19 protein-coding genes, 1 tRNA gene and 1 pseudogene are annotated in these 22347 nt (G+C 70.2%); 12 read left to right on the plus strand and 9 right to left on the minus strand.

Going from position 1 to position 22347, the window contains the following annotated elements; genetic code table 11:
* The first annotated feature begins 7 nt into the window (after positions 1–7).
* From ACZZ98_RS06080 to ACZZ98_RS06100, 5 genes are all read left to right on the plus strand, one after another.
* Entirely contained in the window at positions 8–844 is an 837-nt protein-coding gene (locus tag ACZZ98_RS06080; RefSeq protein WP_463515404.1) for an MBL fold metallo-hydrolase, read from the plus strand.
* A 153-nt stretch (positions 845–997) separates the two neighbouring features.
* Complete coding sequence (locus ACZZ98_RS06085) at positions 998–1654, plus strand: CDP-alcohol phosphatidyltransferase family protein (RefSeq protein WP_463515405.1); 657 nt, start codon at positions 998–1000, stop codon at positions 1652–1654.
* Complete coding sequence (locus tag ACZZ98_RS06090) at positions 1644–2108, plus strand: VTT domain-containing protein (RefSeq protein WP_463515406.1); 465 nt, start codon at positions 1644–1646, stop codon at positions 2106–2108. The genes ACZZ98_RS06085 and ACZZ98_RS06090 overlap by 11 nt, the downstream gene beginning before the upstream one ends.
* Positions 2109–2168: 60 nt before the next feature.
* Positions 2169–2981 carry a M15 family metallopeptidase gene (locus ACZZ98_RS06095; protein WP_463515407.1) on the plus strand — a complete coding sequence of 271 codons (813 nt, stop codon included), beginning with the start codon at positions 2169–2171 and terminating at the stop codon, positions 2979–2981.
* A 30-nt stretch (positions 2982–3011) separates the two neighbouring features.
* Positions 3012–3407, plus strand: coding sequence for a hypothetical protein (locus tag ACZZ98_RS06100; protein WP_463515408.1), 396 nt, complete (start codon positions 3012–3014; stop codon positions 3405–3407).
* 753 nt (positions 3408–4160) lie between these two features.
* Here ACZZ98_RS06100 and ACZZ98_RS06105 read toward each other — a convergent pair.
* The 7 genes and pseudogenes from ACZZ98_RS06105 to ACZZ98_RS06135 all read right to left on the minus strand — a co-directional run bounded on the left by ACZZ98_RS06105 (position 4161) and on the right by ACZZ98_RS06135 (position 13206).
* Positions 4161–5234: a hypothetical protein gene (locus ACZZ98_RS06105; protein ID WP_463515409.1), complete on the minus strand. Its 1074-nt coding sequence runs from the start codon at positions 5232–5234 to the stop codon at positions 4161–4163.
* A 121-nt stretch (positions 5235–5355) separates the two neighbouring features.
* Positions 5356–6999 carry a helicase HerA-like domain-containing protein gene (locus tag ACZZ98_RS06110; protein ID WP_463515410.1) on the minus strand — a complete coding sequence of 548 codons (1644 nt, stop codon included), beginning with the start codon at positions 6997–6999 and terminating at the stop codon, positions 5356–5358.
* 153 nt (positions 7000–7152) lie between these two features.
* Positions 7153–8166 carry a sugar phosphate isomerase/epimerase family protein gene (locus ACZZ98_RS06115; protein ID WP_463515411.1) on the minus strand — a complete coding sequence of 338 codons (1014 nt, stop codon included), beginning with the start codon at positions 8164–8166 and terminating at the stop codon, positions 7153–7155.
* 102 nt (positions 8167–8268) lie between these two features.
* Positions 8269–9448 (minus strand): annotated as a pseudogene (locus tag ACZZ98_RS06120) (Gfo/Idh/MocA family protein).
* Between the two features lie 7 nt (positions 9449–9455).
* The gene (locus ACZZ98_RS06125) at positions 9456–10508 is read right to left on the minus strand and encodes a substrate-binding domain-containing protein (RefSeq protein ID WP_463515412.1); all 1053 of its coding nucleotides are present in this window, start codon (positions 10506–10508) and stop codon (positions 9456–9458) included.
* A gap of 116 nt (positions 10509–10624) precedes the next feature.
* Positions 10625–11692, minus strand: a complete 1068-nt coding sequence (locus tag ACZZ98_RS06130) for an ABC transporter permease (RefSeq protein WP_463515413.1) — start codon at positions 11690–11692, stop codon at positions 10625–10627.
* Complete coding sequence (locus tag ACZZ98_RS06135) at positions 11689–13206, minus strand: sugar ABC transporter ATP-binding protein (protein ID WP_463515414.1); 1518 nt, start codon at positions 13204–13206, stop codon at positions 11689–11691. The genes ACZZ98_RS06130 and ACZZ98_RS06135 overlap by 4 nt, the downstream gene beginning before the upstream one ends.
* Before the next feature lie 112 nt (positions 13207–13318).
* On the opposite strand from ACZZ98_RS06135, the gene ACZZ98_RS06140 reads away from it, so the two are divergent.
* Entirely contained in the window at positions 13319–14548 is a 1230-nt protein-coding gene (locus ACZZ98_RS06140) for an ROK family transcriptional regulator (protein ID WP_463515415.1), read from the plus strand.
* An 84-nt stretch (positions 14549–14632) separates the two neighbouring features.
* Here ACZZ98_RS06140 and ACZZ98_RS06145 read toward each other — a convergent pair whose 3' ends face one another.
* Both ACZZ98_RS06145 and ACZZ98_RS06150 read right to left on the minus strand, forming a co-directional pair.
* Positions 14633–16156: a M20/M25/M40 family metallo-hydrolase gene (locus tag ACZZ98_RS06145; RefSeq protein WP_463515416.1), complete on the minus strand. Its 1524-nt coding sequence runs from the start codon at positions 16154–16156 to the stop codon at positions 14633–14635.
* A 216-nt stretch (positions 16157–16372) separates the two neighbouring features.
* Positions 16373–17428 (minus strand): SIS domain-containing protein, encoded by a 1056-nt coding sequence (locus ACZZ98_RS06150; protein WP_463515417.1) that lies wholly within the window; start codon positions 17426–17428, stop codon positions 16373–16375.
* A 173-nt stretch (positions 17429–17601) separates the two neighbouring features.
* Between ACZZ98_RS06150 and ACZZ98_RS06155 the strand changes: the two genes are divergently transcribed.
* The 6 genes from ACZZ98_RS06155 (at position 17602) to ACZZ98_RS06180 (ending at position 22226) form a co-directional block, all read left to right on the plus strand.
* On the plus strand, positions 17602–17955 hold the full coding sequence (locus ACZZ98_RS06155) for a hypothetical protein (protein ID WP_463517731.1): 354 nt from the start codon (positions 17602–17604) through the stop codon (positions 17953–17955).
* Positions 17956–17961: 6 nt separating this feature from the next.
* A complete protein-coding gene (locus ACZZ98_RS06160; RefSeq protein WP_463515418.1) occupies positions 17962–18522 on the plus strand; it encodes a LytR C-terminal domain-containing protein in 561 nt (186 codons plus the stop codon).
* Positions 18474–20528: a CHAD domain-containing protein gene (locus tag ACZZ98_RS06165; protein WP_463515419.1), complete on the plus strand. Its 2055-nt coding sequence runs from the start codon at positions 18474–18476 to the stop codon at positions 20526–20528. Before ACZZ98_RS06160 ends, ACZZ98_RS06165 begins: the two co-directional genes overlap by 49 nt.
* Positions 20529–20603: 75 nt before the next feature.
* Positions 20604–21347 (plus strand): DUF3105 domain-containing protein, encoded by a 744-nt coding sequence (locus tag ACZZ98_RS06170; protein ID WP_463515420.1) that lies wholly within the window; start codon positions 20604–20606, stop codon positions 21345–21347.
* Complete coding sequence (locus ACZZ98_RS06175) at positions 21344–21997, plus strand: DUF305 domain-containing protein (RefSeq protein WP_463515421.1); 654 nt, start codon at positions 21344–21346, stop codon at positions 21995–21997. The genes ACZZ98_RS06170 and ACZZ98_RS06175 overlap by 4 nt, the downstream gene beginning before the upstream one ends.
* 139 nt (positions 21998–22136) lie before the next feature.
* Positions 22137–22226: transfer RNA gene (locus ACZZ98_RS06180), tRNA-Ser, on the plus strand.
* The last annotated feature ends 121 nt before the right edge of the window (positions 22227–22347 follow it).

Here is a 22347-nt window from a genome sequence, read left to right on the forward strand (position 1 = left end):
GTCGGCGATGGACGTGTCGAGTGCGGGGAGCGAGAGCAGCGACCCGGGTGTGCCTGCGGGCGAAGCGCGGGCCTCGGTGACGTTCATCGGCAACGCCACTGTCCTGCTGGAGTACGGCGGCTTCACCGTCCTGACCGACCCGACCTTCGTGCACCGTCACGAGAAGGTCGACCTGGGCTACGGCCTGAGCACCACGAGGCTCACCGATCCGGCCCTGGAGATCGACGACCTGCCGCCACTCGACCTCGTGGTGCTCTCCCACTTCCACGGCGACCACTTCGACCAGGTGGCCCAGGAGCGGCTCGACAGGTCGCTGCCGATCGTCACCACCCCGCAGGCCCGGGCCCAGCTGCACGAGCTCGGGTTCGAGAACGCCCGTGGCCTGGACACCTGGGAGACCGCGACCTTCTCCAAGGACGGACGGCAGCTTCGGATCACCGCCTGCCCCGGACGGCACGGACCCGGGGTCACCGACCTTGCCCTGCCCGACGTGATGGGCAGCATCCTCGAGGTCGACGGGACGCACCCCAGCACCATCTACATCACCGGCGACACCCTGATGTACGACGACCTTGCGCACATCCCCGAGCGCTACCCCGACATCGACCTGGGCCTGTTCCACCTCGGCGGCACCAAAGTGCTCGGGATCATGGTGACCATGGACGCCGAGCAGGGGGTGGAGGCCGTCCGTCTCATCGACCCAGCCACGGCCATCCCGATCCACTATGACGACTACGACGTCTTCACCTCTCCGATCAGCGACTTCATCGATGCCATGGCGCAGACCGGCCTCGACGATCGGCTGGTCGTCCTGCATCGCGGTGACACCCATCGGATGCGATGAGCCGACCGGCTCAGTGCTGACGTGGTGGACGGGGACGGCCTTCCGTCGTGCCGTCCGGGAACGGGTGCGAGCGTCGCCCTCCCGCTGAAGGTGTCGTGTCGGTGATTCCCATCGCTGCCCGCGAGGATTGGCGCAGGCACCTATCCTGAGCCGATGTGGGGAGCCGAGCTCATGGGGGACAAGGCGGCCGACGTCGGGATCGGGCATGAGCGCCTGTGGACCGGCGCGACGGTCATCACGGCGGTGCGCACCATCGCGTCGGGTGCGGTGGCCGCGTGGGCGGTGCACGAACGCAGCCTCACCCTGCTCGTCGTCGCCCTCGGTGTCTACTGGGTCGGCGACATGCTCGACGGTGCCTGGGCCCGCGTGCGTGGGTGCGAGACCCGGATCGGCGCCGTGCTCGACATCTTCTCGGACCGCTTCAACGCCGGCGCGTTCTATCTGGGTCTGGCGTGGCTTGAGCCCGAGCTGGCGCCCGCGGTGTTCGTCTATCTCGCCGAGTTCATGGTCGTCGACAGCTTCCTGTCGCTGGCCTTCCTGGCGTGGCCGATCCGCAGCCCCAACTACTTCTACGTCGTCGACCGACAGATCTGGCTGTGGAACTGGTCCAAGCCGGCGAAGGCCGTCAACAGCGCGCTCTTCGCGGTGCTGCTGCTCGTCACCGGGTCGATGTGGCTCGGGCTGGCCATCGCCGTGGCCCTGCTCGCGATGAAGTCATGGTCCTTGGCGCGACTGCTGAGAATCGGCCTCCCGGTGCCGACGGCCGCCATCGGCGCGGACCAGCAACCGGGTCGACCGCATGTGGGTTGAGGCCCTCGGTATCGCTGGGTCCGCTGTCGCGTCAGCGCTCGTCCCCATCATCAACATCGAGGCGATCGTCGCGCTCGCGGCATCGCAGGACCGGGCACCGGGGTGGCTCATCGTCGCCGCCGCCGCCATCGGGCAGATGGTCGGCAAGCTCTTCTGGTACTACGGCGGACGAGAGCTCGACCGGTTCGCGTTCGTGTCCCGCCGCATGCAGCGACCCCGGGCCCGCGCCGCGATGGAACGCTGGCAGGCTCGCACGGAGGGGCGCCCCTGGTTCACGACCGGCTTGCTGCTGCTCTCGGCCGTCGTCGGCCTTCCTCCGTATGCCGTCATCGCGGTCGTCGCGGGCGCGTTGCGGGTGCGTCTGTCGGTCTTCCTCCTCACCGGCCTCGTCGGCCGAGCTCTGCGCTTCTGGGTCATCGTCGGGGGGATGGAGACGGTCCAGTCGCGGTGGTGACGCGCTGGGGGGGCCGTCGCCCGGGTGGCGGCGCGCAGGTGTCACTGCTAGGAACGAGGCATGACACGTCGCGCTCTGTCCACTCTCGTCGCCGGCCTCGTCCTGGCCACCTCCACCTCCGCCGTCGCCGCCGTGGGGTCCTCGGTCGCCGTGGCCCAGACCCCGGACCGGGCGCCCGAGGAGATCGTGGCGCTGCGCGACATCGACCCCACGATCGTCCACGAGATCCGCTACACGACCAACCACAACTTCGTGGGTGAGCGCATCGACGCCTACCGCGCGCCGCTCTGCTTGCTCACCCGCCCTGCCGCCGAGGCGCTGGCCCGGGCGCAGGACGCGCTCCGACCTCGAGGCCTCACCCTCAAGGTCTACGACTGCTACCGCCCGCAGAGCGCGGTGGACCACTTCGTCCGTTGGGCCGAGGACCTCGACGACGAGCAGATGAAGTCGGAGTTCTATCCCCGGGTGGAGAAGTCGCGCCTGTTCGAGGACGGCTACATCGCGGCGAAGTCCGGCCACTCACGGGCCAGCACCGTCGACCTCACGATCCAGCCCATCGACGGCCGCAGGGTGCCGGCACCGCACTCGCCGAAGCCCGCCGGGTCCTGCTTCGGGCCTGTCGCGGAGCGGGTGCCCGACGCCTCCCTCGACATGGGCACGGCCTACGACTGCTTCGACGTCCTCTCACACACTGCCAACCCGGCGTTCACCGCTGAGGTGCGCGAGAACCGTGACCTGCTCGTCGACGTGCTCGCGGACGAGGGGTTCGCCAACTACGAGAACGAGTGGTGGCACTTCACCCACCGTCCCGAGCTGTTCCCGGACACGTTCTTCGACTTCCCCGTCTCACGCGCGTCGCTGACCTCGCACTGAACACGGAGGCTCTCGGGCCATGATGGGGCGATGATCTCTCTCGATCTCGCCCGCCGCCTGGTCCACGACGCGGGAGTCCTGTGGGAACCGGCAGCAGGCGACCGCTTCGTCATCGACGCCCAGCTCCTCACCGACGAGGTCTTCTGGATCAGCAACCTCACGGTCGAGCCCCAACACTTCGCGGACCAGACCGTCCTCGGCTTCAACGGCACGACGGAGTGGGCGCTGGACTCGGTCAGCCTCGACCAGTCGCTGTGGCTGCCCCGTGAGGACCAGCTGCGGACGCTGCTCGGAGACCGGCTCGAGGCGCTGCGTCGAACACCGGAGGGCTGGGAGGTGACGTATGCCGCGAGCGACGGCTCGCGGCATACGGTCACCGATGCAGACGTCGAGAACGCCTACGCGAGAGCCCTGCTCAGCCTCTAGGCCCGCACCTGGCCGTCGGACCCGATCGACAGGACCACCTGGTCGTCGTACTCACGGCGCTCCGTGCGGGTGACCCGATACGCGGGGTCCACCACCGGGAAGACGTGCACCGGCGTCATCGTCATCCGAGCACCGTCGGGGGTGCGCTTGACCTCGACGTGCAGGTGGCCGTAGTGCTTGCCGCCGGAGGTCAGGACCCGCGCTCCCCGCCGGTCCTCCCACACCTCGGGCTCGTCGCGGTCCGCGGTCCACTGGCGGTAGGGGTTGTAGCTGAGTCGCGCCGAGTCCGGTCCGGCGACCCGCCGCTCACCCCGCAGACCGTCACCCGCGACGCCCACGTCGTAGTAGTGGACGCCCACGCCATCACCGTCCTCGTCGACGAAGCTGCGCTCGAAGAGCTCGCTGTGGCCGCAGATGACGGCAGCGACCCCGTAGCGCTCGGCGAGCACGTGGTACTGCCGCATCGGCGTCCCGCCCTGGCCGGACGTGTCCCGGTGATACATGGGCAGGCCGTGCTCACCGCTGCTGAAAGGCGAGTGGTGCCACTGCATGACGATGATCTGGCCCTGCTCTCGGGCCTGCGCCAGCTGCTCCTCGCACCAACGCCACTGGATGCTGCCGGGGTTGAAGTCGGAGAGGTCCGTGCCGCCGGCTGCTGCGTACTCCGCAGCCGTGAAGTTGTTCTGGGTGTCAGTGCCCGGGCCGCGGTACTCGGTGCCGACGGCCTGGTTGCCGAGGTGGTTCTCGGTGTCGTCATCCGGCTCGCCGTTGTTGGAGTCGAGGGTGATGACGGTCAGCGGGCCGTAGTCGATGCGGTAGTAGTTGTCGCGGTGCTCGGGGGTCCCGTTGTCCGGCGCGTCGAAGTAGGCGTGGTACTTGCCACGGGAGCGCACGACGATGGAGCGGTCCTCGCTTGAGCCGTAGCCCCCGTTGACGGTGCCACCGAAGCTTCTCCCAGTTGCCGAACGCCGTCAGGGCGGGAGTGCGACCGAGCCGGTCGCCTGCGGGGCCGGCGTTGCACCGGAACCACTCGTCCCAGCCCGGCTGGTAGCCGCCGCCCTGCACGAGGTCACCGGGGAACATCATGAAGTCGGGCTTGCTGGCGTCGACGACACGGAGGTTGGCGAGGTAGCCCTCGTCCTCGGTGAGCGGGTACCTCAGCACCCGTGCCCCATTGAGGACGGTGGTGCCGAAGACACCGTCCCAGACGGACCCGGCCGCGGCATCGGGCCGCCCCAGCCCGGCGACCTCTCCGGGCGCCCACTCGCGACGCGTGACCCGACCGCGGGGCTCGGTCTCGTGGTCCGACATGGCGATGAAGCTCACCCGGTTCCAGTCCTGTGCGCTGGGAGCAGTGCGGAAGCGGCCCTGGTAGCGGTCCCGTCCCTGCACGACCTCGTAGGTGTAGTGGGTGCCCGGACGAAGCCCTTCGACCTCGACGACGTGCTTGACGTTGCCCTCCCGCAGCAGCCACGACCCGGTCGGCAGACCGGGAATCTCCTCGGCCCGCTCGCCCTCGGTGTAGCCCAGGATCGCCATCGGCTGCGGCGTGCTCCTGACCCGACGGCGCCCGCCGCCCAGTCCCGGGCCACGCACCGTCAGAGCGCCCGGCACGTCGGCGTAGCTGAACCAGGTGATGGTCATCGAGGTGCTGGCCGGGTTCTGCAGATAGGGCAGCACCCGCAGGTCGCGCATCGAGTGGGCCGCCGCCCTGCCGGTCTCGGCGGCCGAGGCCGTCGTGCACGACAGCAGCGGCGGCGCGAACGTGGCAGCGGCGAGTCCGCTCAGGACGACGCGGCGGGACAGGGGGACTCGGGTCTCAGACATCGTTGTCCTCGGGAGTGGAGAAAAGTGGGACACCCACCGGCGGTGCGCGCCACTTTTCACCCTATGGGAGGGGACCCGCCCACGACAGAGGGCGACCACGCCCTCTGCGCCATGGCCCGGCTCAGCGCTTGCGCGTCCCGAAGATCGAGCGGGTGATCTCGCGACCGATGACGGTGCCGGCCGACCGCAGGGCCGAGCGGAACGCACTCGACTTCACGACCTGCTCCACCAGACCCGGGTCCTCCTTGGCAGCAGCGGTCTTCTTCGCCGGGGTCGGGGCGGGAGACTTCGGCGGTGCGGTGGGGGGCGGGACGGCCTGCACCCGGGCTGCGAGCAACTCGAAAGCGGACTCGCGGTCGGCCACGGCGGCATACTTCGCGCCGATGGCCGAGGCGGCGACGGTCTGGTCGAGCACTGCCTCGGAGGACGGGGCCATGAGCGACTGCGGTGCGCGCATCCGCGTCCATGCCACCGGGGTGGGCGCCCCCCTCTCGGAGAGGACGGTGACGACGGCCTCGCCGGTGCCGAGCGAGGTCAGCAGCTTCTCGAGGTCGTACTGGCTGTGCGGGTAGGTGCGCACGGCCGACTTGAGCGCCTTGGCGTCGTCGGGCGTGAACGCGCGCAGGGCGTGCTGCACCCGGTTGCCCAGCTGGCCGAGCACGCCGGACGGCACGTCCTTGGGCGACTGCGTCACGAAGAAGACGCCGACCCCCTTGGATCGGATGAGGCGGACGGTCTGCTCGATGGCCTCCTGGAAGGCCTTGCTCGCGTCGGCGAAGAGCAGGTGCGCCTCGTCGAAGAAGAAGACCAGCTTGGGCTTGTCGACGTCGCCGACCTCGGGCAGGTCGTGGAACAGGTCGGCAAGCATCCACATGAGGAAGGTCGAGAACAGCGCCGGACGGTCCTGCACGCCGGGCAGCTCGAGGCAGGTGACGAGCCCCTTGCCGTCGCTGGACAGGCGCATCAGGTCGGCGGTGTCGAAGGCCGGCTCGCCGAAGAAGGCGTCGGCACCCTGGTCCTCGAAGGCGATGAGCTCGCGCAGGATGACGCCGGCCGTCGCGGACGAGAGGCCACCGAGGGACTTGAGCTCCGGCTTGCCCTCGTCGCTCACGAGGTGGCTGATGACGGCGCGCAGGTCCTTGAGGTCGAGGAGCGCGAGGCCGTTTTTGTCGGCGTAGTGGAAGACGAGCCCGAGGCTCGACTCCTGGGTGTCGTTGAGGCCGAGCACCTTGGAGAGCAGGGTCGGACCGAAGTCGGTGATCGTCGCGCGGATCGGCACGCCCTTGCCGACGCCGCCGAGTGAGAGGAACTCCGTCGGGTATGCCGTGGGCTGCCAGTCCTGCCCGACGTCCTCGGCTCTTGCTGTGGTCCGGTCACTGGCCTCGCCCGGACTCGCCATGCCGGAGAGGTCACCCTTGATGTCGGCGAGGAAGACCGGGACGCCCTGCGCGCTGAGCTGCTCGGCCATGAGCTGCAGGGTCTTGGTCTTGCCGGTGCCGGTGGCCCCGGCGACGAGGCCGTGGCGGTTGAGGACGGCGAGCGGGATGCGCACCGGGGTGTCCGGGTGCGCGGAGTCGTCGATGACGGCCGCGCCGAAGTCGAGGGCTGGTCCCTCGAACGTGTAGCCGGCCCGGATCTCGTCCAGGTGCGCCGAACCCTGGTCCGCGGCGCCCCCAGCGGAGCCCCCAGACGCAGGTGCCGCGACCTCGGGGGCCGGGGGTGTCGGAGGAGTGGCGGGCTGCTCGGGCGTCGCGTTCTCGGTCACCCTCGGCACTCTAGTGCGAGCGCTCGGCGAGCCGACGGCATACGCCGTGTGCCTGCGTCCGCAACCTTGGTCACCTGCTCGACCAAGGTTGCGGACGCTGCAGGAGCGCCGCCTCAGCGAGTCTCGTGGAGGTGCTCGAGGCGACCTCGTCGCTCAGGAGTCCTTGCCCGAGCTGAAGGCTGCGTCGAACGCGGCTTCCGGTGGCTCGAACGCGAGGCGTCGCACGAAGCCGACCGCCTCGGCGGCACCGACGAGCCGGTCCATGCCGGCGTCCTCCCACTCGACCGAGATGGGGCCGGAGTAGCCGATGGCACCGAGCGTGCGGAAGCAGTCCTCCCAGGGCACGTCGCCGTGACCGGTCGAGACGAAGTCCCAGCCGCGCCGGGGGTCGTTCCAGGGCAGGTGCGAGGACAGCCTTCCGTTGCGGCCGTTGCCCACTCGCATGCGCACGTCCTTGCAGTCGACGTGGTAGATCCGGTCCTGGAAGTCCCAGATGAACGCGGCCGGGTCGAGGTCCTGCCACACCATGTGCGAGGGGTCCCAGTTGAGACCGAAGGCCGGGCGGTGGCCGATCGCCTCGAGGGTGCGCACCGTCGTCCAGTGGTCGTAGGCGATCTCGCTCGGGTGCACCTCGTGGGCGAAGCGCACCCCCACCTCGTCGAAGACGTCGAGGATGGGGTTCCACCGGTCCGCGAAGTCCTGGTAGCCCGCCTCGATCGTCTCCGCCGACACCGGCGGGAACATCGCGACGTACTTCCAGATGGCGGACCCCGTGAAGCCGATGACGGTGTCGACACCGAGCTTCGCGGCGGCACGCGCGGTGTCGGCCATCCGGGCCGCCGCGCGCTGGCGCACACCCTCGGGGTCGCCGTCACCCCAGATGTCCGCCGGCAGGATGTCCTGGTGCCGCTGGTCGATGGGGTCGTCGCAGACCGCCTGTCCCACGAGGTGGTTCGAGATGGCCCAGACCCCGAGTCCGTGACGCTCGAGGATCTCGCGACGCCCGGCGACGTAGTCGTCCTCGGCCAGGGCGCGGTCGACCTCGAAGTGGTCGCCCCAACAGGCGAGCTCCAGCCCGTCGTAGCCCCACGAGGCGGCCAGCCGGCAGACCTCCTCGAAGGGAAGGTCGGCCCACTGTCCCGTGAACAGGGTGATCGGTCGTGCCACGTCAGTCCTCCAATGTGTTGCGTCAGAACCGGTCCACCGTCCGTGGCAGCCGGTCACGTCCTGGATGTCGTCGGGCGGTGGTCGAGGGTCGTCCGAGGTGGGTCAGCCGATGGCGGGTGGGGTGATCGGGGTCCACGCGGCTCCGCTCGCCGCACTCGTCTCGACCGCCTCGAGGACGCGTTGGACGCCGAGACCATCGGCGAACGACGGCGACGGGTCGGTGCCTGCGGCGATCGCCGTGAGGAAGTCGGCTGCCTGGTGCGTGAAGCCGTGCTCGTAGCCGAGTCCGTGACCCGCCGGCCACCACGCGGCGACGTAGGGGTGGTGGGGTTCGGTGACCTGGATGCGGCGGAAGCCGGGCTCGTCGGCGTCGGCCTCGTAGACGTTGAGGACGTTCATGTCCTCGAAGTCGAAGGCGATGCTGCCCCGGGTGCCGTTGAGCTCCAGCCGGATCGCGTTCTTGCGCCCGGTGGCGAAGCGGGTGGCCTCGAAGGAGGCGATCGCCCCACCGGCGAAGCGGCCGATGAAGACGGTCGCGTCGTCGACGGTCACCTGTCCGGTCCCGGATCCTGCCGTCGCCGACAGACCGCTCGAGGACTGGGGCAGCGGGCGCTCCTTGACGAAGGTCTCGGTGAGCCCGCTGACCCCGGCCAACCGGTCACCGGTGATGAACTGCGTGAGGTCGATGACGTGGGCACCGATGTCGCCCAGCGCGCCGGAGCCGGCTCGCTCCTTCTGCAGCCGCCAGGTGAGCGGGGACTCGGGGTCGACGAGCCAGTCCTGGAGGTACTGCGCACGCACGTGTCGCACCTCCCCGATCCGTCCGGCCGCGACGAGCTGCTGCGCGAGGGCGATGGCCGGCACGCGACGGTAGGTGAACCCCACCATGCTGCGTATGCCGTCCGCCCCCGCCCGCTGTGCCGCTTCCGTCATCGTCTCGGCCTCCTTCACGGAGTTCGCGAGCGGCTTCTCGCACAGGACGTGCTTGCCGGCCGCGAGGGCCGCGAGCGCGATCTCGGCGTGCGTGTCGCCCGGCGTGCAGATGTCGACGATGTCGACGTCGTCACGCGCGATGGCGGCGCGCCAGTCGGTCTCCACCGACTCCCAGCCGAAGCGTCGGGCCAGCTCGCCGGCCGCCTCGGCGTCGCGGCCGCACACCACCCGGAGCTCCGGCACGACCGCCGGGTCGAAGAAGCTTCCGGGCGTTGCGCCAGCCCTGCGAGTGCGCCTGCCCCATGAAGGCGTAGCCGATCATGGCGACGCCGAGTGGCTGGTTGTCCATCAACGACTCAGGACTCGAAGCCGAGGGGCAGGTACTTGTCGACGTTCTCCTTGGTGACAACAGGTGCGTCGAGGACGATCCGGCGAGGCACCGCGACCTGGACGAGGTCGGCCATGCCCTTGTCCTGCGCGAGCAGTCGGGCCAGTCGGACACCGTCGGCAGCCTGGGTCGGCGGGTAGATGACGGTGGCGTCCATCTTGCCCTCCTTGATCCAGCGCATGGCGTTGGCGGAGCCGGCACCGCCGATGAAGGCGAACTCCTTGCGGTTGGCGTTGTCGAAGGCGGCCATGACGCCGACACCCTGGTCGTCGTCGTGGTTCCAGATGACGTCGATCTTGGGTGCGGCCTGCAGCAGGTTGGCCGCGACGCTCTCGCCGGACGCGACCGTGAACTCGGCCGCCACCCGGTTGTCGACGGTCTGGTTGCAGGCCTTCAGCGCGGCAGCGAAGCCCTTGCTGCGGTCCTGGGTCAGCGGGAGGGCGTCGATGCCGGCGATCTCGGCGATGACGGGGTTGGTGACCTTCTTGTCGGCGATGACCTTGCACGCGCGCGTCCCGGCACTGACACCCATGCCGTAGTTGTCACCGAGCACGGTGGTGCGTGCCGCGAACGGGCTGGAGAACTCACGGTCGACGTTGACGACGATGATGCCGGCGTTGGTGGCCTTCGTCGCGACCTCCGTGAGCGCGGCGCCGTCGGTCGGCAGGAGGACGATCGCGTCGACCTTGTCGTTGATGAAGGTCTCGATCTGCGAGATCTGGAGGCTGGCGTCGTTGGTGCCCTCGGCCGCGCGGAACTCGACGTCGCTGTACTTCTTGGCCTCGGCCAGCGCCGTGGAGTTGATGGCGGCGAGCCAGCCGTGGTCGGCGGCGGGACCGGAGAAGCCGATGGTGACCTTCTTGCCGGGCTTGGCGTTGTCACCGACGGGGGCAGCAGTGCTGCTCGAGTCGCTGCTCGTCTCGGGGGTGTTGCTCGTGCAGCCGGCAGCGACGAGTGCGACCACGCCGAAGGCTGCGGCGGTGCGGACGGACCGGGTGAGGGTGGGACGGGGAAGGCTCATGTGGTGCTCTCCTGGGATGCGTTGCGCTGAATGAGTGGTGGGACGAGAGGGACGGGGGACGTGGGATGCCGTCGAGGCGCGCCGCCGAAGGACGCGGTCGAGGGCGGCTGCGACGGCTAGGGACTGGCCCGACGAGAGGCCACTCGCTGCTGCAGCAGCACGGCAGCGACGATGATCACGCCCTTGGCCACGGCCTGCGTCGAGGTGTCGAGGTTGTTGAGCGTGAAGACGTTGGTGAGCGTCGCGAAGATGAGGACCCCGAGGACCGTGCCGACGATCGTCCCGCGCCCTCCGCTGAGGAGCGTGCCGCCGATGACGACGGCGGCGATCGCGTCGAGCTCGAGCAGCTGACCGTGCGTCGAGGTGCCGGTCGTGGTGCGAGCCATGTACATGACCGCCGCCAGTCCGCACGCGAGACCGAGCAGCACATACAGGTATGCCGTCTGGCGCCGGACGTCGATCCCGGCCAGTCGCGCCGCCTCCGGGTTGCCTCCGATGGCCAGGGTGCGCCGCCCGAAGGTGGTGCGGTTGAGCAGGACCCAGCCTAGGACGGCGACGAGCGCGAAGATGATGACGAGCACCGGGATCCCGAGCACGCTGCCACCGAAGAAGTCGATGAAGCCACGGTCGCGCACGATCTGGGTCCGGCGCTGGGCGATGATCTCGGCGAGCCCTCGCGCAGCGGCCAGCATCGCCAGGGTCGCGATGAAGGGTGCCAGCCTGCCGTAGGCGATGAGCAGACCGTTGACGAGGCCGCACGCCGACCCGACGAGGAGAGCCGTGCCGACCATGAGGATCCAGTGGCTGTTCTCGGCCATGGTCTGGGTGGCCAGGGTCGTGGCCCAGACGGACGAGAGGGCGACGATGGCTCCGACCGACAGGTCGATCCCTCCGCTCGCGATGACGAACGTCATCCCCACGCTCACGACGCCGATGATCGAGGCGTATCGCAGGATGGTGAGGATGTTGTCGAAGCTGCCGAACCTCTCGCCTCCGGTCGCCACCCCGACGACGAAGAGCACCACGAGGGCGATGACCAGGCCGAGGCTGCGGGTGGCCGGGCTGGCGTAGAGGCGCGACAGCGCACTGGCTGAAGAGCCCTGTGCCGCGGGGCTGCCCATCTCCTGGGTGCCCTCCGCCTCGGACCGCTGACCTGGGGTCGTGGATGGGCTGTCGACGCTCATGCGGCGTCTCCTTTCAGAATGATGTCCAGCACGCGGTGTTCGTCGAGGTCCGCGGACGCAGCCTCGTGCAGCACCTGTCCGTCACCGATGACGAGGACCCGGTCGGCGAGACCGAGCACCTCCTCGATCTCGCTCGAGACCACGACGACGGCGACGCCGTCGTCCGCGAGCCGACGGACCAGGGCATAGATCTCGGACCGGGCGCCGATGTCGACGCCTCGGGTGGGCTCGTCGAGCAGCAGGACGCGGCACCCGCGAAGGAGCCAGCGGGCGAGCACGACCTTCTGCTGGTTGCCACCGGACAGCGTGCGCACCTCACGGGCGATGCCGGCCGGTCGCAGCTCGAGGCTGGTCGCCAGCTCCTGGGCGGCCCGGTGCTCTGCCGTGTGGTCGAGCCAGCCTGCCTTGGCGAAGCGGGTGAGCGTCGCCATGCTGATGTTGGAGGCGACGCTGTCACCCAGCACGAGTGCCTGGCTCTTGCGCTCCTCGGGGGCCAGGCCGATGCCGGCGGACACGGCCGCGCCGACCGACCCGGGACGCAGCGCCCGACCACCCACGGCGACCGTGCCCGCGTCGGCCTTGCGCGCACCGAAGACGGTCTCGACGATCTCGGAGCGCCCGGCACCGACCAGACCCGCGAGACCGAGGACCTCACCCGGGCGGACGGTGAAGCTCACGTCAGCGAACTCGCCGCGACGGGTCAGACCGGTGACCTCGAGGAGCGGCTCGCCGTCCGGCACGACGCCTCGGGTCGGGAAGACGTACTCGATCGAGCGACCCGTCATGAGCCGGATGACCTCCGACGTCGCGGTCTCCTTGGCCGACAGGCCGGTGGCGACGGTCCGACCGTCCTTGAGGACCGTGACCCGGTCGCCGATGACCCGGATCTCCTCGAGCCGGTGCGAGATGTAGACGACTGCCACGCCCTGGGCGGTGAGGTCGCGGATGACTCCGAAGAGGCGCTCCACCTCGCCGCCGTCGAGGACCGCCGACGGTTCGTCCATGACGATGAGCCGGGCGTCGCGGGAGAGCGCGCGAGCCATGCTCACGATCTGCTGACCGGCTGCGGAGAGCTGGCCCACCTCGGTGGAGGGTGAGATCTCGGGGTGGCCGAGCCGCTCGAGCAGCGCTGCCGTCTCGGCGCGCGCCGCCGACCGCTGGGAGAAGCCGAAGCGGGACCGCTCCTGGCCCAGGAAGATGTTCTCGGAGACCGTGAGCCCCTCGACGAGGTCGAGCTCCTGGTAGATCGTCGCGATGCCGCGGTCCATCGCGGCCTGCGGGTGGGCCAGCGCGACCTCCTCGCCGTTCCACGTGATCGTGCCCTCGTCGGGCTGGTGGACGCCGGCGAGCACCTTGATGAGCGTGGACTTGCCTGCGCCGTTCTGGCCCAGGAGGCAGTGCACCTCCCCGGGGAGCACGTCGAGATCGACACCGCCGAGCGCGGTCACACCTGGGAATCGCTTGACGATTCCGGCCATCACCAGAAGAGGTGAGGCGCCATTGCCTCCGGTCATGCCGTGGACGCTATGGCTCTTTTGTCTGCGCGTCAAGCAAAAGTTGGTATGCCGTGATCTGCTTCCGTCCTCCCGTGGTCCGGAAGTGCCGGGCTGTGCTTCACTACGGAGCGTGAGTGGACCCGTCAGCCTCCCGACCTCCGGCGTCAACGGGGCGTCCACGGCGCCTGCGGTCGGAGCACCCGGCGCGGGCGCCCTCCTCCAGCTCATGCGCGATGGCCAGCCGCGCACCCGCGCGGAGCTCATCGAGATGACCGGACTTGCCCGCTCGACCGTGGGCGCACGAGTCGAATCCCTGCTCGCCGCAGGGCTGCTCACGTCAGCAGGCGAGTCGCGCTCGACCGGCGGACGTCCACCGACTCGGCTGGCCTTCAACCCGGAGGCTGGCTTCGTCCTCGGCGCCGACCTGGGCGCCACCCACGTGACCGTCGCGCTCACCGACCTCGGTGGCCGGGTGGTCGCGGAGACCTCCGAGGCACTCGACATCCGTCAGGGGCCAGAGGTCGTCCTCGATGCCGTCATCGAGATCGGCAGGAGGCTGCTGCGCTCCTCGGGGCACAGCAAGCGCCAGCTCGTGGGCGTCGGGCTGGGCCTGCCGGGCCCGGTGGCGCACTCCACCGGTCGTCCCGCGTCGCCGCCGATCATGCCGGGCTGGGACGGCTACGACGTGCCGGCGCACGTGTCAGCGAAGCTCGGCGGACCGGTCCTCGTCGACAACGACGTCAACATCATGGCTCTGGGCGAGCACGCCACGATCTATCCCGGCGTCGAGCACCTCGTCTTCATCAAGGTGGCCACGGGCATCGGCGCCGGCATCATCAGCGGGGGCCTGCTCCATCGGGGGGCCCAGGGCTCGGCCGGGGACCTCGGCCACGTGGCGGCTCCCCACGGCGAGGGCATCATCTGCCGCTGCGGCAACGAGGGCTGCCTCGAGGCCGTGGCCAGCGGGCCGGCCATCGTCGCCCGCCTCGCGGAGCGCGGGGTGCAGGTCCGGGACAGTCGTCAGCTGCTCGACCTCGCACGTTCCGGCAGCCCCGAGGCCATCGCGGAGCTGCGCCAGGCGGGCCGCGAGATCGGTGCGGTCCTGGCCTCGATCGTCAGCCTGCTCAACCCGTCGGTCATCGCCATCGGCGGCCTCCTCGCCCAGTCCAACGACGGACTGCTCGCCGGGATCCGTGAGGTCGTCTACGGACGCTCACTCCCTCTGGCCACCGGCGAGCTGCAGATCGTGACCGCCCGCACCGGCGACCACGCGGGTGTCATCGGTGCAGCGACGATGGTCATCCAGCACGTGCTGTCCGCCGACGAGGTCGAGCGACACCTCGCCACCCTCGCCTCCTGACATGCGTATGCCGTCCGCTCACCTCACGGGGTGAGCGGACGGCATACGCGTCTGGTCTCGTGCCTCAGAGGGCGACCGCAGCGATCAGGCCGCGACCTCCTCGTCGTGCTCGTGGTGCGGGTGGATGTTGCCGGACTTGCCGGCGCTGCGCTTGCCGTTGATCGCCTGGGTGCTCTGCGCCAACGTGATCGTGGCATGGGCGATGGCGTCACTGTTGATGTCGAGCGCCTCGGCATTGACGTTGTCGATGTCGTCGCCGACGGCGTGGTAGTTCACGTCGTAGGCAACGCCGGTCTGACCACCGAAGAGCGCCTGCTCGGCAGCGGTCTTGGGCTGCTCCGCACCGGTGAACAGGCCCGAGGACGGGACGCCGTTGAGGATGAACGCCTGGTAGTCCGAGCGTCCAGAGAACTCCGTATCGACCCACGGCTGGCCGACCGAGTCGAAGTAGTCGGTGAGGACGTCCTCGGTCTCGATGGAGCCACCGGGGATCGGCACCCCGGCGGGTGCCGGGTAGGTCGACTGGTCGGCGTCGTAGACCCCGATCTTGTAGTTGGGCGAGCCGACCATGTCGAAGTTGAGGTAGGTCGCGATCCGGTCGAGCTCGGTCGGGTTGTTGGCCTTGAGGTCGTTGACGTAGTACGTCGACCCGACGAGGCCGATCTCCTCGGCACCCCACCAGGCGAACCGGACCGCGTTGTTGAGCTTGTTGACGTCGGCGAGCTGGACGGCCGTCTCGAGGATGGCCGCCGAGCCACTGCCGTTGTCGTTGATGCCCGCGCCCTCCATCACGCCATCGAGGTGCGCACCGAGCATGACGACGTTGTCGGTGCGTCCGGTGTCGGTCTGGGCGATGAGGTTGAAGGTCTGGCGCTGCTCGATGTCGGAGGCGAAGACCCGGGCCACGGTGGTGCTGGGGTCGGAGAGGTCCACCCCATCGAGGTAGCTGACACCGGCGACCGGGATGTTGACGTCAAAGGTGCCCAACGTGGGGTTGACCGGACCGTTGCGGTCCTCGGCGGTGGTGTTGCCCTGGTTGAAGATGATGACTGCGCTGGCGCCCGCAGCCTCGGCGTTGTCGGCCTTGAGGCCGAAGTCGCAGGCGCCGCGCTGGACCAGCGCGATGTTGCCGGCCGGGAAGCCGGCGAAGTCGGTCGCCTGGCAGCCGGAGGTGCTGGCGTTGCCGAGCCCGAGCGCGATGTCGACGGCGGTCACCTGTGCGGTGACGTCGCCCTCGCCGGAGCCGGTCGCCGTGTTGGACACGTAGTCGGTCGGGGTCGGCGAGATCTGCTCGACGACACCGGGCTCCTGGTAGTTGATGGTGAAGTTCTGCCGGGTGACGTCGTAGCCGGCGCCCTCGAGGACACCCTCGACGTAGGCGCCGGAGGCCTCGTAGCCGGAGGTCCCGGCGGCGCGGTTGCCGTCATTGGCGTCGGCGATGGCCTGGAACGCCTCGAGGTGGCGCATGACGCCGTCGACGGTGACGGCCTTGCGCAGCTTGGCCGAGTTGTTGGGGTTGCCCGCTTGGGCGGGGGCGACGCTGAGGGTGGTCAGCGCGAGCCCGGCCAGCGCCAGTCCGGCGATGGCAGTGCGACGGGGAGTTCGCATGGGTGGGTTCCTCCTGGTTACGACGGGTCTCGACGTTGGGGCCCGCATGGTGGGTCGCACGCTAGTCCACGGCGGCCGCGTCCGGCGATGGCCGTTTCGGGTGTTGACAAAAGCGCTCACGACTGAACCGGCGACGCGACTCGTGCCGGCTCTCCCCATGCAGGGCCGTCCCACCGCCCGCGAACCCGACGGTCGAGGCAGGGTCACAAGCAGGGTTCAGGTCGTGCGAGTCACCTTGGACAGGCCGCGGGGGGCGTCCGGGTCCTCGTGGCGGGCGAGCGCCATGGCGTGGGCGAGTCGCTGCATGGGGATGATCTCGACGAGTGGACTCAGCTCCTCGGCGACCCGCGGCAGCGCGATCGCCGGCCGCTGACCGGCCGACTCGGCGTCGCCGACCACGGTGAGGTCCGCGCCGCGGTCGCGCAGCCGCTCGAGCACCGGGCCCAGGGCCCGACCAGCCGTGCCGTGCGGGACCAGGGCCAGGACCGGACGGTCGGTGTCGACCATGGCCAGGGGTCCGTGGAGGAGGTCCGCCCCGGAGAAGGCGTGCGCCGCGAGGTAGGACGTCTCCATGAGCTTGAGCGCGGCCTCTCGGGCCGTCGGGTAGGCATAGCCGCGGCCGGTGAGGACGAGCTTGTCGACGAACCGGTAGTGGCCCGCGACCTCCTCGACACCGGACACGTGCACCGCCTCCTCGGCGGCAGCGACCAGGGCGTCGAGGTCGAGCCGGCGTCGACCACTCCACTCGTCGACGAGGAGCCACAGCGTGAGCAGGGTGGCGGTGTAGGTCTTCGTAGCCGCCACCGCACGCTCGACACCGGCACGCACGTCGAGGTGGAGCTCGGCGGCAGCAGCGAGCGGGGACTCGGCGTTGTTGGTCACGGCGAGGGTGAGCGCCCCGGCACGGCCTGCCGCGCGGGTGGACTCGAGCAGGTCGGGCGAACCGCCGGACTGGCTCACCGCGACCCACAGCACGTCCCGCAGGTCGGGCTCGGCGCCGTAGGCCGTGGTCGTCGATGGCGAGGCCAGGCCGCACGGAAGGCCGAGGACGATCTCGACGAGGTACTTGAAGTAGAGCGCGGCGTGGTCGCTCGTCCCCCGCGCAGCGACCATGACGAAGCGCGGGCGGGCCTCGCGGATGCGACCAGCGACAGCCTCGACGTCACCGAGGCCCTGGGCCACGATGCGGCCGAAGACCGCCGGCTGCTCGGCGATCTCCGCGGCCATGAGGGCGCCAGGGAGCCGTGCGGCGGGAGGGTGTTCGAGTGTCATGAGGTCTCCTCGTCGATGGCAGACGTGACGGCGACCGCCGACACGGACCAACACACCGAAACCCTGCCAGAGCCGCCGACCGCGACGTCGTGCGCATCCGACAGGTGGCGCCCGGGCCACGTCACCCACGCAGGTGGGCGGACGGCATACCGGCTCCTCGTCGACAGGTCACAGTGCGCTCACGACGCGAGAGGCGACGCGCTTTGGCGTGCGTCGCCCCATACAGTGGCGGGCGTGATCTTCAAGGCCGTCGGCGACACGCGTCCGTACCCCGAGCACGGGTACAGCACGCGGCAGTGGTCGAACGTGCCCCCCGACTCGTCCGCCTCGACGACCTCGTCACGACCAAACGGACCCTCGACCTCGGCATGCTCCTCTCCGAGGACTCGACCTTCTATGGCGACCTCTTCGCGCACGTCGTCGAGTTCGAGGGGACGCTCTACCTCGAGGACGGGCTCCACCGGGCGCTGCGCGCCGCACTGCACCAGCGACCGACGCTGCACGCGCGCGTCCTCGTCATCGAGTAGCACGCGATGCCCGACCGCGAACTCCCCGCAGAGCTGCGCCACCGGCAGCAGCACCGCCGTGCCACGACGACCATCCTGGTCGTCATCCTCATGCTGTTCTTCGCCTTCTGGTACGCCTACTCCTACTACCGCGACTCCACCGGCGCCGCCGCCCCGACCCCCAGCGCGCAGACCTGCCGGCCCTTCGACCCCAAGGTCGCGACCCCGGCCAACACGACGGTCAACGTCTACAACGCCACGACGAGGGCCGGCCTCGCGGCCCGGACGGCAGCCGACCTCAGGCGACGGGGCTTCACCGTCGGCAAGGTGGCCAACGACCCCTTGGGACGCAAGGTCGCCGCACCGGCCGAGATCCGCTTCGGTCCAGCGGGCAAGCCCCGCTCCGCCCTCGTGGTCCCGCTCGGCGGCAAGGGCACGACGCAGCTCGCCGACACCCGCAAGGACGCCACCGTCGATCTCGTCCTCGGCGCCAAGTTCACCGCACTCGCCGCCACACCCAAGCCCACGGGCAAGCCGATGTGTCCCTCCCCCAGCACCTCCCCCTCGGCCACCGCGTCGGCGGGCTGAGCGTGCCGACCCCGCCGCTGATCGGGCTGACCCCCGACCTGTCGACGACGCAGGCACTCGCCGTCATCGTGCGGGCCTGCGGGCAACAGGTCCTCGACCGGGTCGACCCGGTGCTCACCACCCGCGACGCGCGCTCCCTGCACGAGATGCGCGTCGCCCTCCGTCGGCTGCGCGCCGCGTTCTCGCTGCTGCGCCGACCCCTCGGCGACGGCGAGAAGCTCGCCTGGGTGAGCACCGAGACCCGCGACCTCGCCGCGCCACTCGGTCGGGCACGCGACCTCGACGTGGCCGTGCGCGACCACCTCGAGCGACTCACGGGCAGCCCGCACCGCAAGCTCCTCGCCCTGCGCGAGGACGCCTATGACCAGGTCGTCGACGTCGTCGGCTCGGACCGGTGGCGCGACCTCAGCACCCACATGGACCGCTTCCTCACGCGCCTCCACGACGAGGTCCCGGTCGACCCACCCGTGACGGTGGCCGCCAACGAGGCCCTCGACCGCCGCTTCCGGCGCGTCACCGAGCGCGGCGCCCACCTCGGGCGCTCGAAACCGGCGGAGCGGCACCGCGTGCGCATCGACGCCAAGAAGCTCCGCTACGGGTCCCAGTTCTTCGCCGGCCTGTATGCCGTGCCCTCCGGTCCCGACGCCGCGGCCACCTCGGCGGTGGTGGACTTCACCCGCTCCGTCGCCACCCTGCAGGACTCGCTCGGGGAAGCTGCGCGACATCCAGACGACGCGCCACCTCCTCGAGTCCGTGGGCGCGACCGTGCCGGACGTCGACACCACACCCTTGCTCGAACGGGCCATCGCCTCGCACGCCGAGATCGTGTCCCGCGGTCCGTTCTGGTCCGCGCCGCCACGATGAGGTTGGCTTCACCCACCGGGCCGGTTCGCGCTGCTGCTGCCTTCCTCGCCACCCGGGTCCTCCTGGGCCTGCTCGTCCTGCTCATCGCGGCGACCACCGCCCAGGGTGGCGTCGACCACGAGTGGGCCACAGGAACGTGGTGGCTCGACCGCTTCTCTGCGTGGGACAGCTACCACTTCGTGCGGATCGCGACGCTGGGCTACCTGCCGCCCGGGCTCGACTGCTGCGACCAGGCCTACTTCCCCGGCTACCCCCTGCTCATGGCCGGCCTCGCCCCGCTCACCGGAGGCAGCGTCACCGGCGCCGGCCTGCTCGTCAGCCTCGTCGGGGGTGCCGTCGCGGCCGGCCTCCTCTGGCTGCTCGTGGCCGAGGACCCGCGCGGCGGCCCGCTCGCCGCCCGTCGCGCCGTCACGCTCCTCGCGCTCGCGCCGACCGGCTTCTTCTTCGTCGCCGTCTACACCGAGGCCCTCTTCCTCGCCCTCGCCCTCGGCGCCTGGCTGCTCGCCACCCGACGGCAGTGGTGGCTGGCCGGGCTGCTCGCCGCCCTCGCCTCCGGGGTCCGGGTCAACGGCCTCTTCCTCGCGGCGGCTCTCGCCGTCCTCTATGCCGTGCAGTGGCACCACGACGGACGGCCGCGCCCCCGCTGGGACGTGCTAGCGCTCGGGCTGCCGGCCGTGAGCGTCGGGGCCTACATGGCTCACCTCCACTCGCGCACCGGCTCCTGGGATGCCTGGCGCGCGGCCGAGCAGCGTGGCTGGGACCGGTCCACCGCCTGGCCGTGGGAGGGGCTGGCGACGGCGTGGCAGTCACTGCTCGACAGCCCCGACGCGTGGCTCGCCGCCAGCCGGGCCGCCGACATCGGGGCGGTCCTCCTCGGCGTGGCGCTGTGCGTTCTCCTGGCGGGACAGCGCCGCTGGCCCGAGCTCACCTACCTCGCCCTCACCGTCGGCGTCGTCCTGTGCTCGACCCTGTGGGTGTCCACGCCCCGCTACGCACTCACCTGGTTCCCCGCCTACCTGGCCCTCGTCACGATGCGTGACACGACGGCATACCGGCGCACGTATGCCGTGGGGCTGGGACTGTCGGCCCTCCTGCTCGTGGGTGCCACGTGGGCAGCCGCGACCCGACACTGGGTGGCCTGAGACGGAGGCAAGGCACAGGCATACAGGTGCATGAGTCACAATCTGTCGACATCGATCGATCTTCAGGAGTGTGTCGTGGCCCCGTCCGGCAGTGGCAGCAAGAAGGCGCGCGCGAGCCAGCGCAACGCCTCCGACCGTGTTTCGCAGATGCGCAAGGAGCAGCAGAAGAAGGACCGTCGTCGGCTCCTCGCGATCTGGGGGGCTGCGGGAGTGACCGTCGCGATCATCATCGGAGCGGTGACGTTCGCGATCATCCAGGGCAACGCCAACAAGCCGGACCTGGCGGCCGTGAAGTCGTTCGACTACGACGCGGGTGCGCACACGCAGGAGCCGGTGGCCTACAAGGAGTCCCCGCCGGTCGGCGGCGAGCACAACCCCGTGTGGCTCAACTGTGGCGTCTACGACTCGCCGGTGCCCAAGGAGAACGCGGTCCACTCGATGGAGCACGGCGCGGTGTGGATCACCTACCAGCCCGACCTGCCTGCGGCCGACGTCGACAAGCTCAAGGACATCACGCCGGACACGTATGCCGTCCTGTCGCCCTACGAGGGCCTGACCTCACCGGTCGTCATCTCGGCCTGGGGCAAGCAGCTCGCCCTCACCGGCGCCGACGACAACCGCCTCGAGGCCTTCATCAAGGAGTACCGCCAGGGTCCGCAGACGCCGGAGCAAGGCGCCCTGTGCACCGGCGGCACCGACGGGACCGACGAGAACGCGACCCCGCAGGCTCCCGCCGGCGCGACGCCCACTCCGTCGACCTCACCCTCCCCGTCCACCCCGGCCTCGCCGTCCGCGACCCCCTCGCCGTCGGCATCGTGACCGACGTCCCACACGAGGACCCGACGACCTCTCCCCGCTCGCGGGGTGAGGTCGTCGGTCTCTCGGTGCTGGCCGTCGTCGGGTCACTGCTCGCCGGGCTGGTGCTGGGGTGGGCGCTGTTCGGTCGGGACGGGTTCCCGCTGGACGGCTCGGCCGAGGCGGGGTTCGCGCGCGACATGCAGACCCACCACGGTCAGGCCGTGGAGATGTCACTGCTCGTCATGGAGCGGACGCAGGATCCGACCGTTCGGATCATGGCCAAGGACATCGCCACCAGCCAGCAGAACCAGTCGGGGCAGATGTTTGCCTGGCTGCAGCTGTGGGGCCTCTCCCCCACCGGGTCCCAGCCGCCGATGGCGTGGATGGAGGGCGACCACCACGGGGCGACCTCCGCCTCGGGTGACGCTGTGGCCATGCCGGGCATGGCGACGGCGGAGGACATCGCGAACCTCACCGCTGCCCGAGGTGTCGATGCCGACCGCATCTTCCTGTCGCTGATGATCGAGCACCACCGCGGCGGGGTCGAGATGGCCGATGCTGTTCTCGCGAGGTCGGATCGGCCGGAGGTCGTGACGCTCGCCCGCTCGATGAAGCTGGCGCAGACGTCCGAGATCACGACGATGCAGCAGATGCTCGACGCCAAGCCCTGACCCCTTTCCCGCCGGAAGTGGGTTGCTCTCACCTCGCTTGACGGCGGCGGTCAAGCGAAGTGAGAGGTTCGTGCATGGACCCTCGCTCCGCCGAGCCCTCGATTTCGCTCCGACGGGGACGTTGCGTATTGTGCTCCGCGGTGGTGTGTCCGAGCGGCCTAAGGAGCACGCCTCGAAAGCGTGTGTGGGTGCAAGCCCACCGTGGGTTCAAATCCCACCGCCACCGCCAGACGAAAAGCCCCGAGCCAGCTCGGGGCTTTTCCCTTGCCCGGGCGTGGGTTCACGAGCACGGTGCGCGACAAACGCTGCTCTGCCCTCACTCGCCACGCTCGACTGGTCGGCCCTGAGGG

Source organism: Knoellia sp. AC549 (assembly GCF_979258975.1).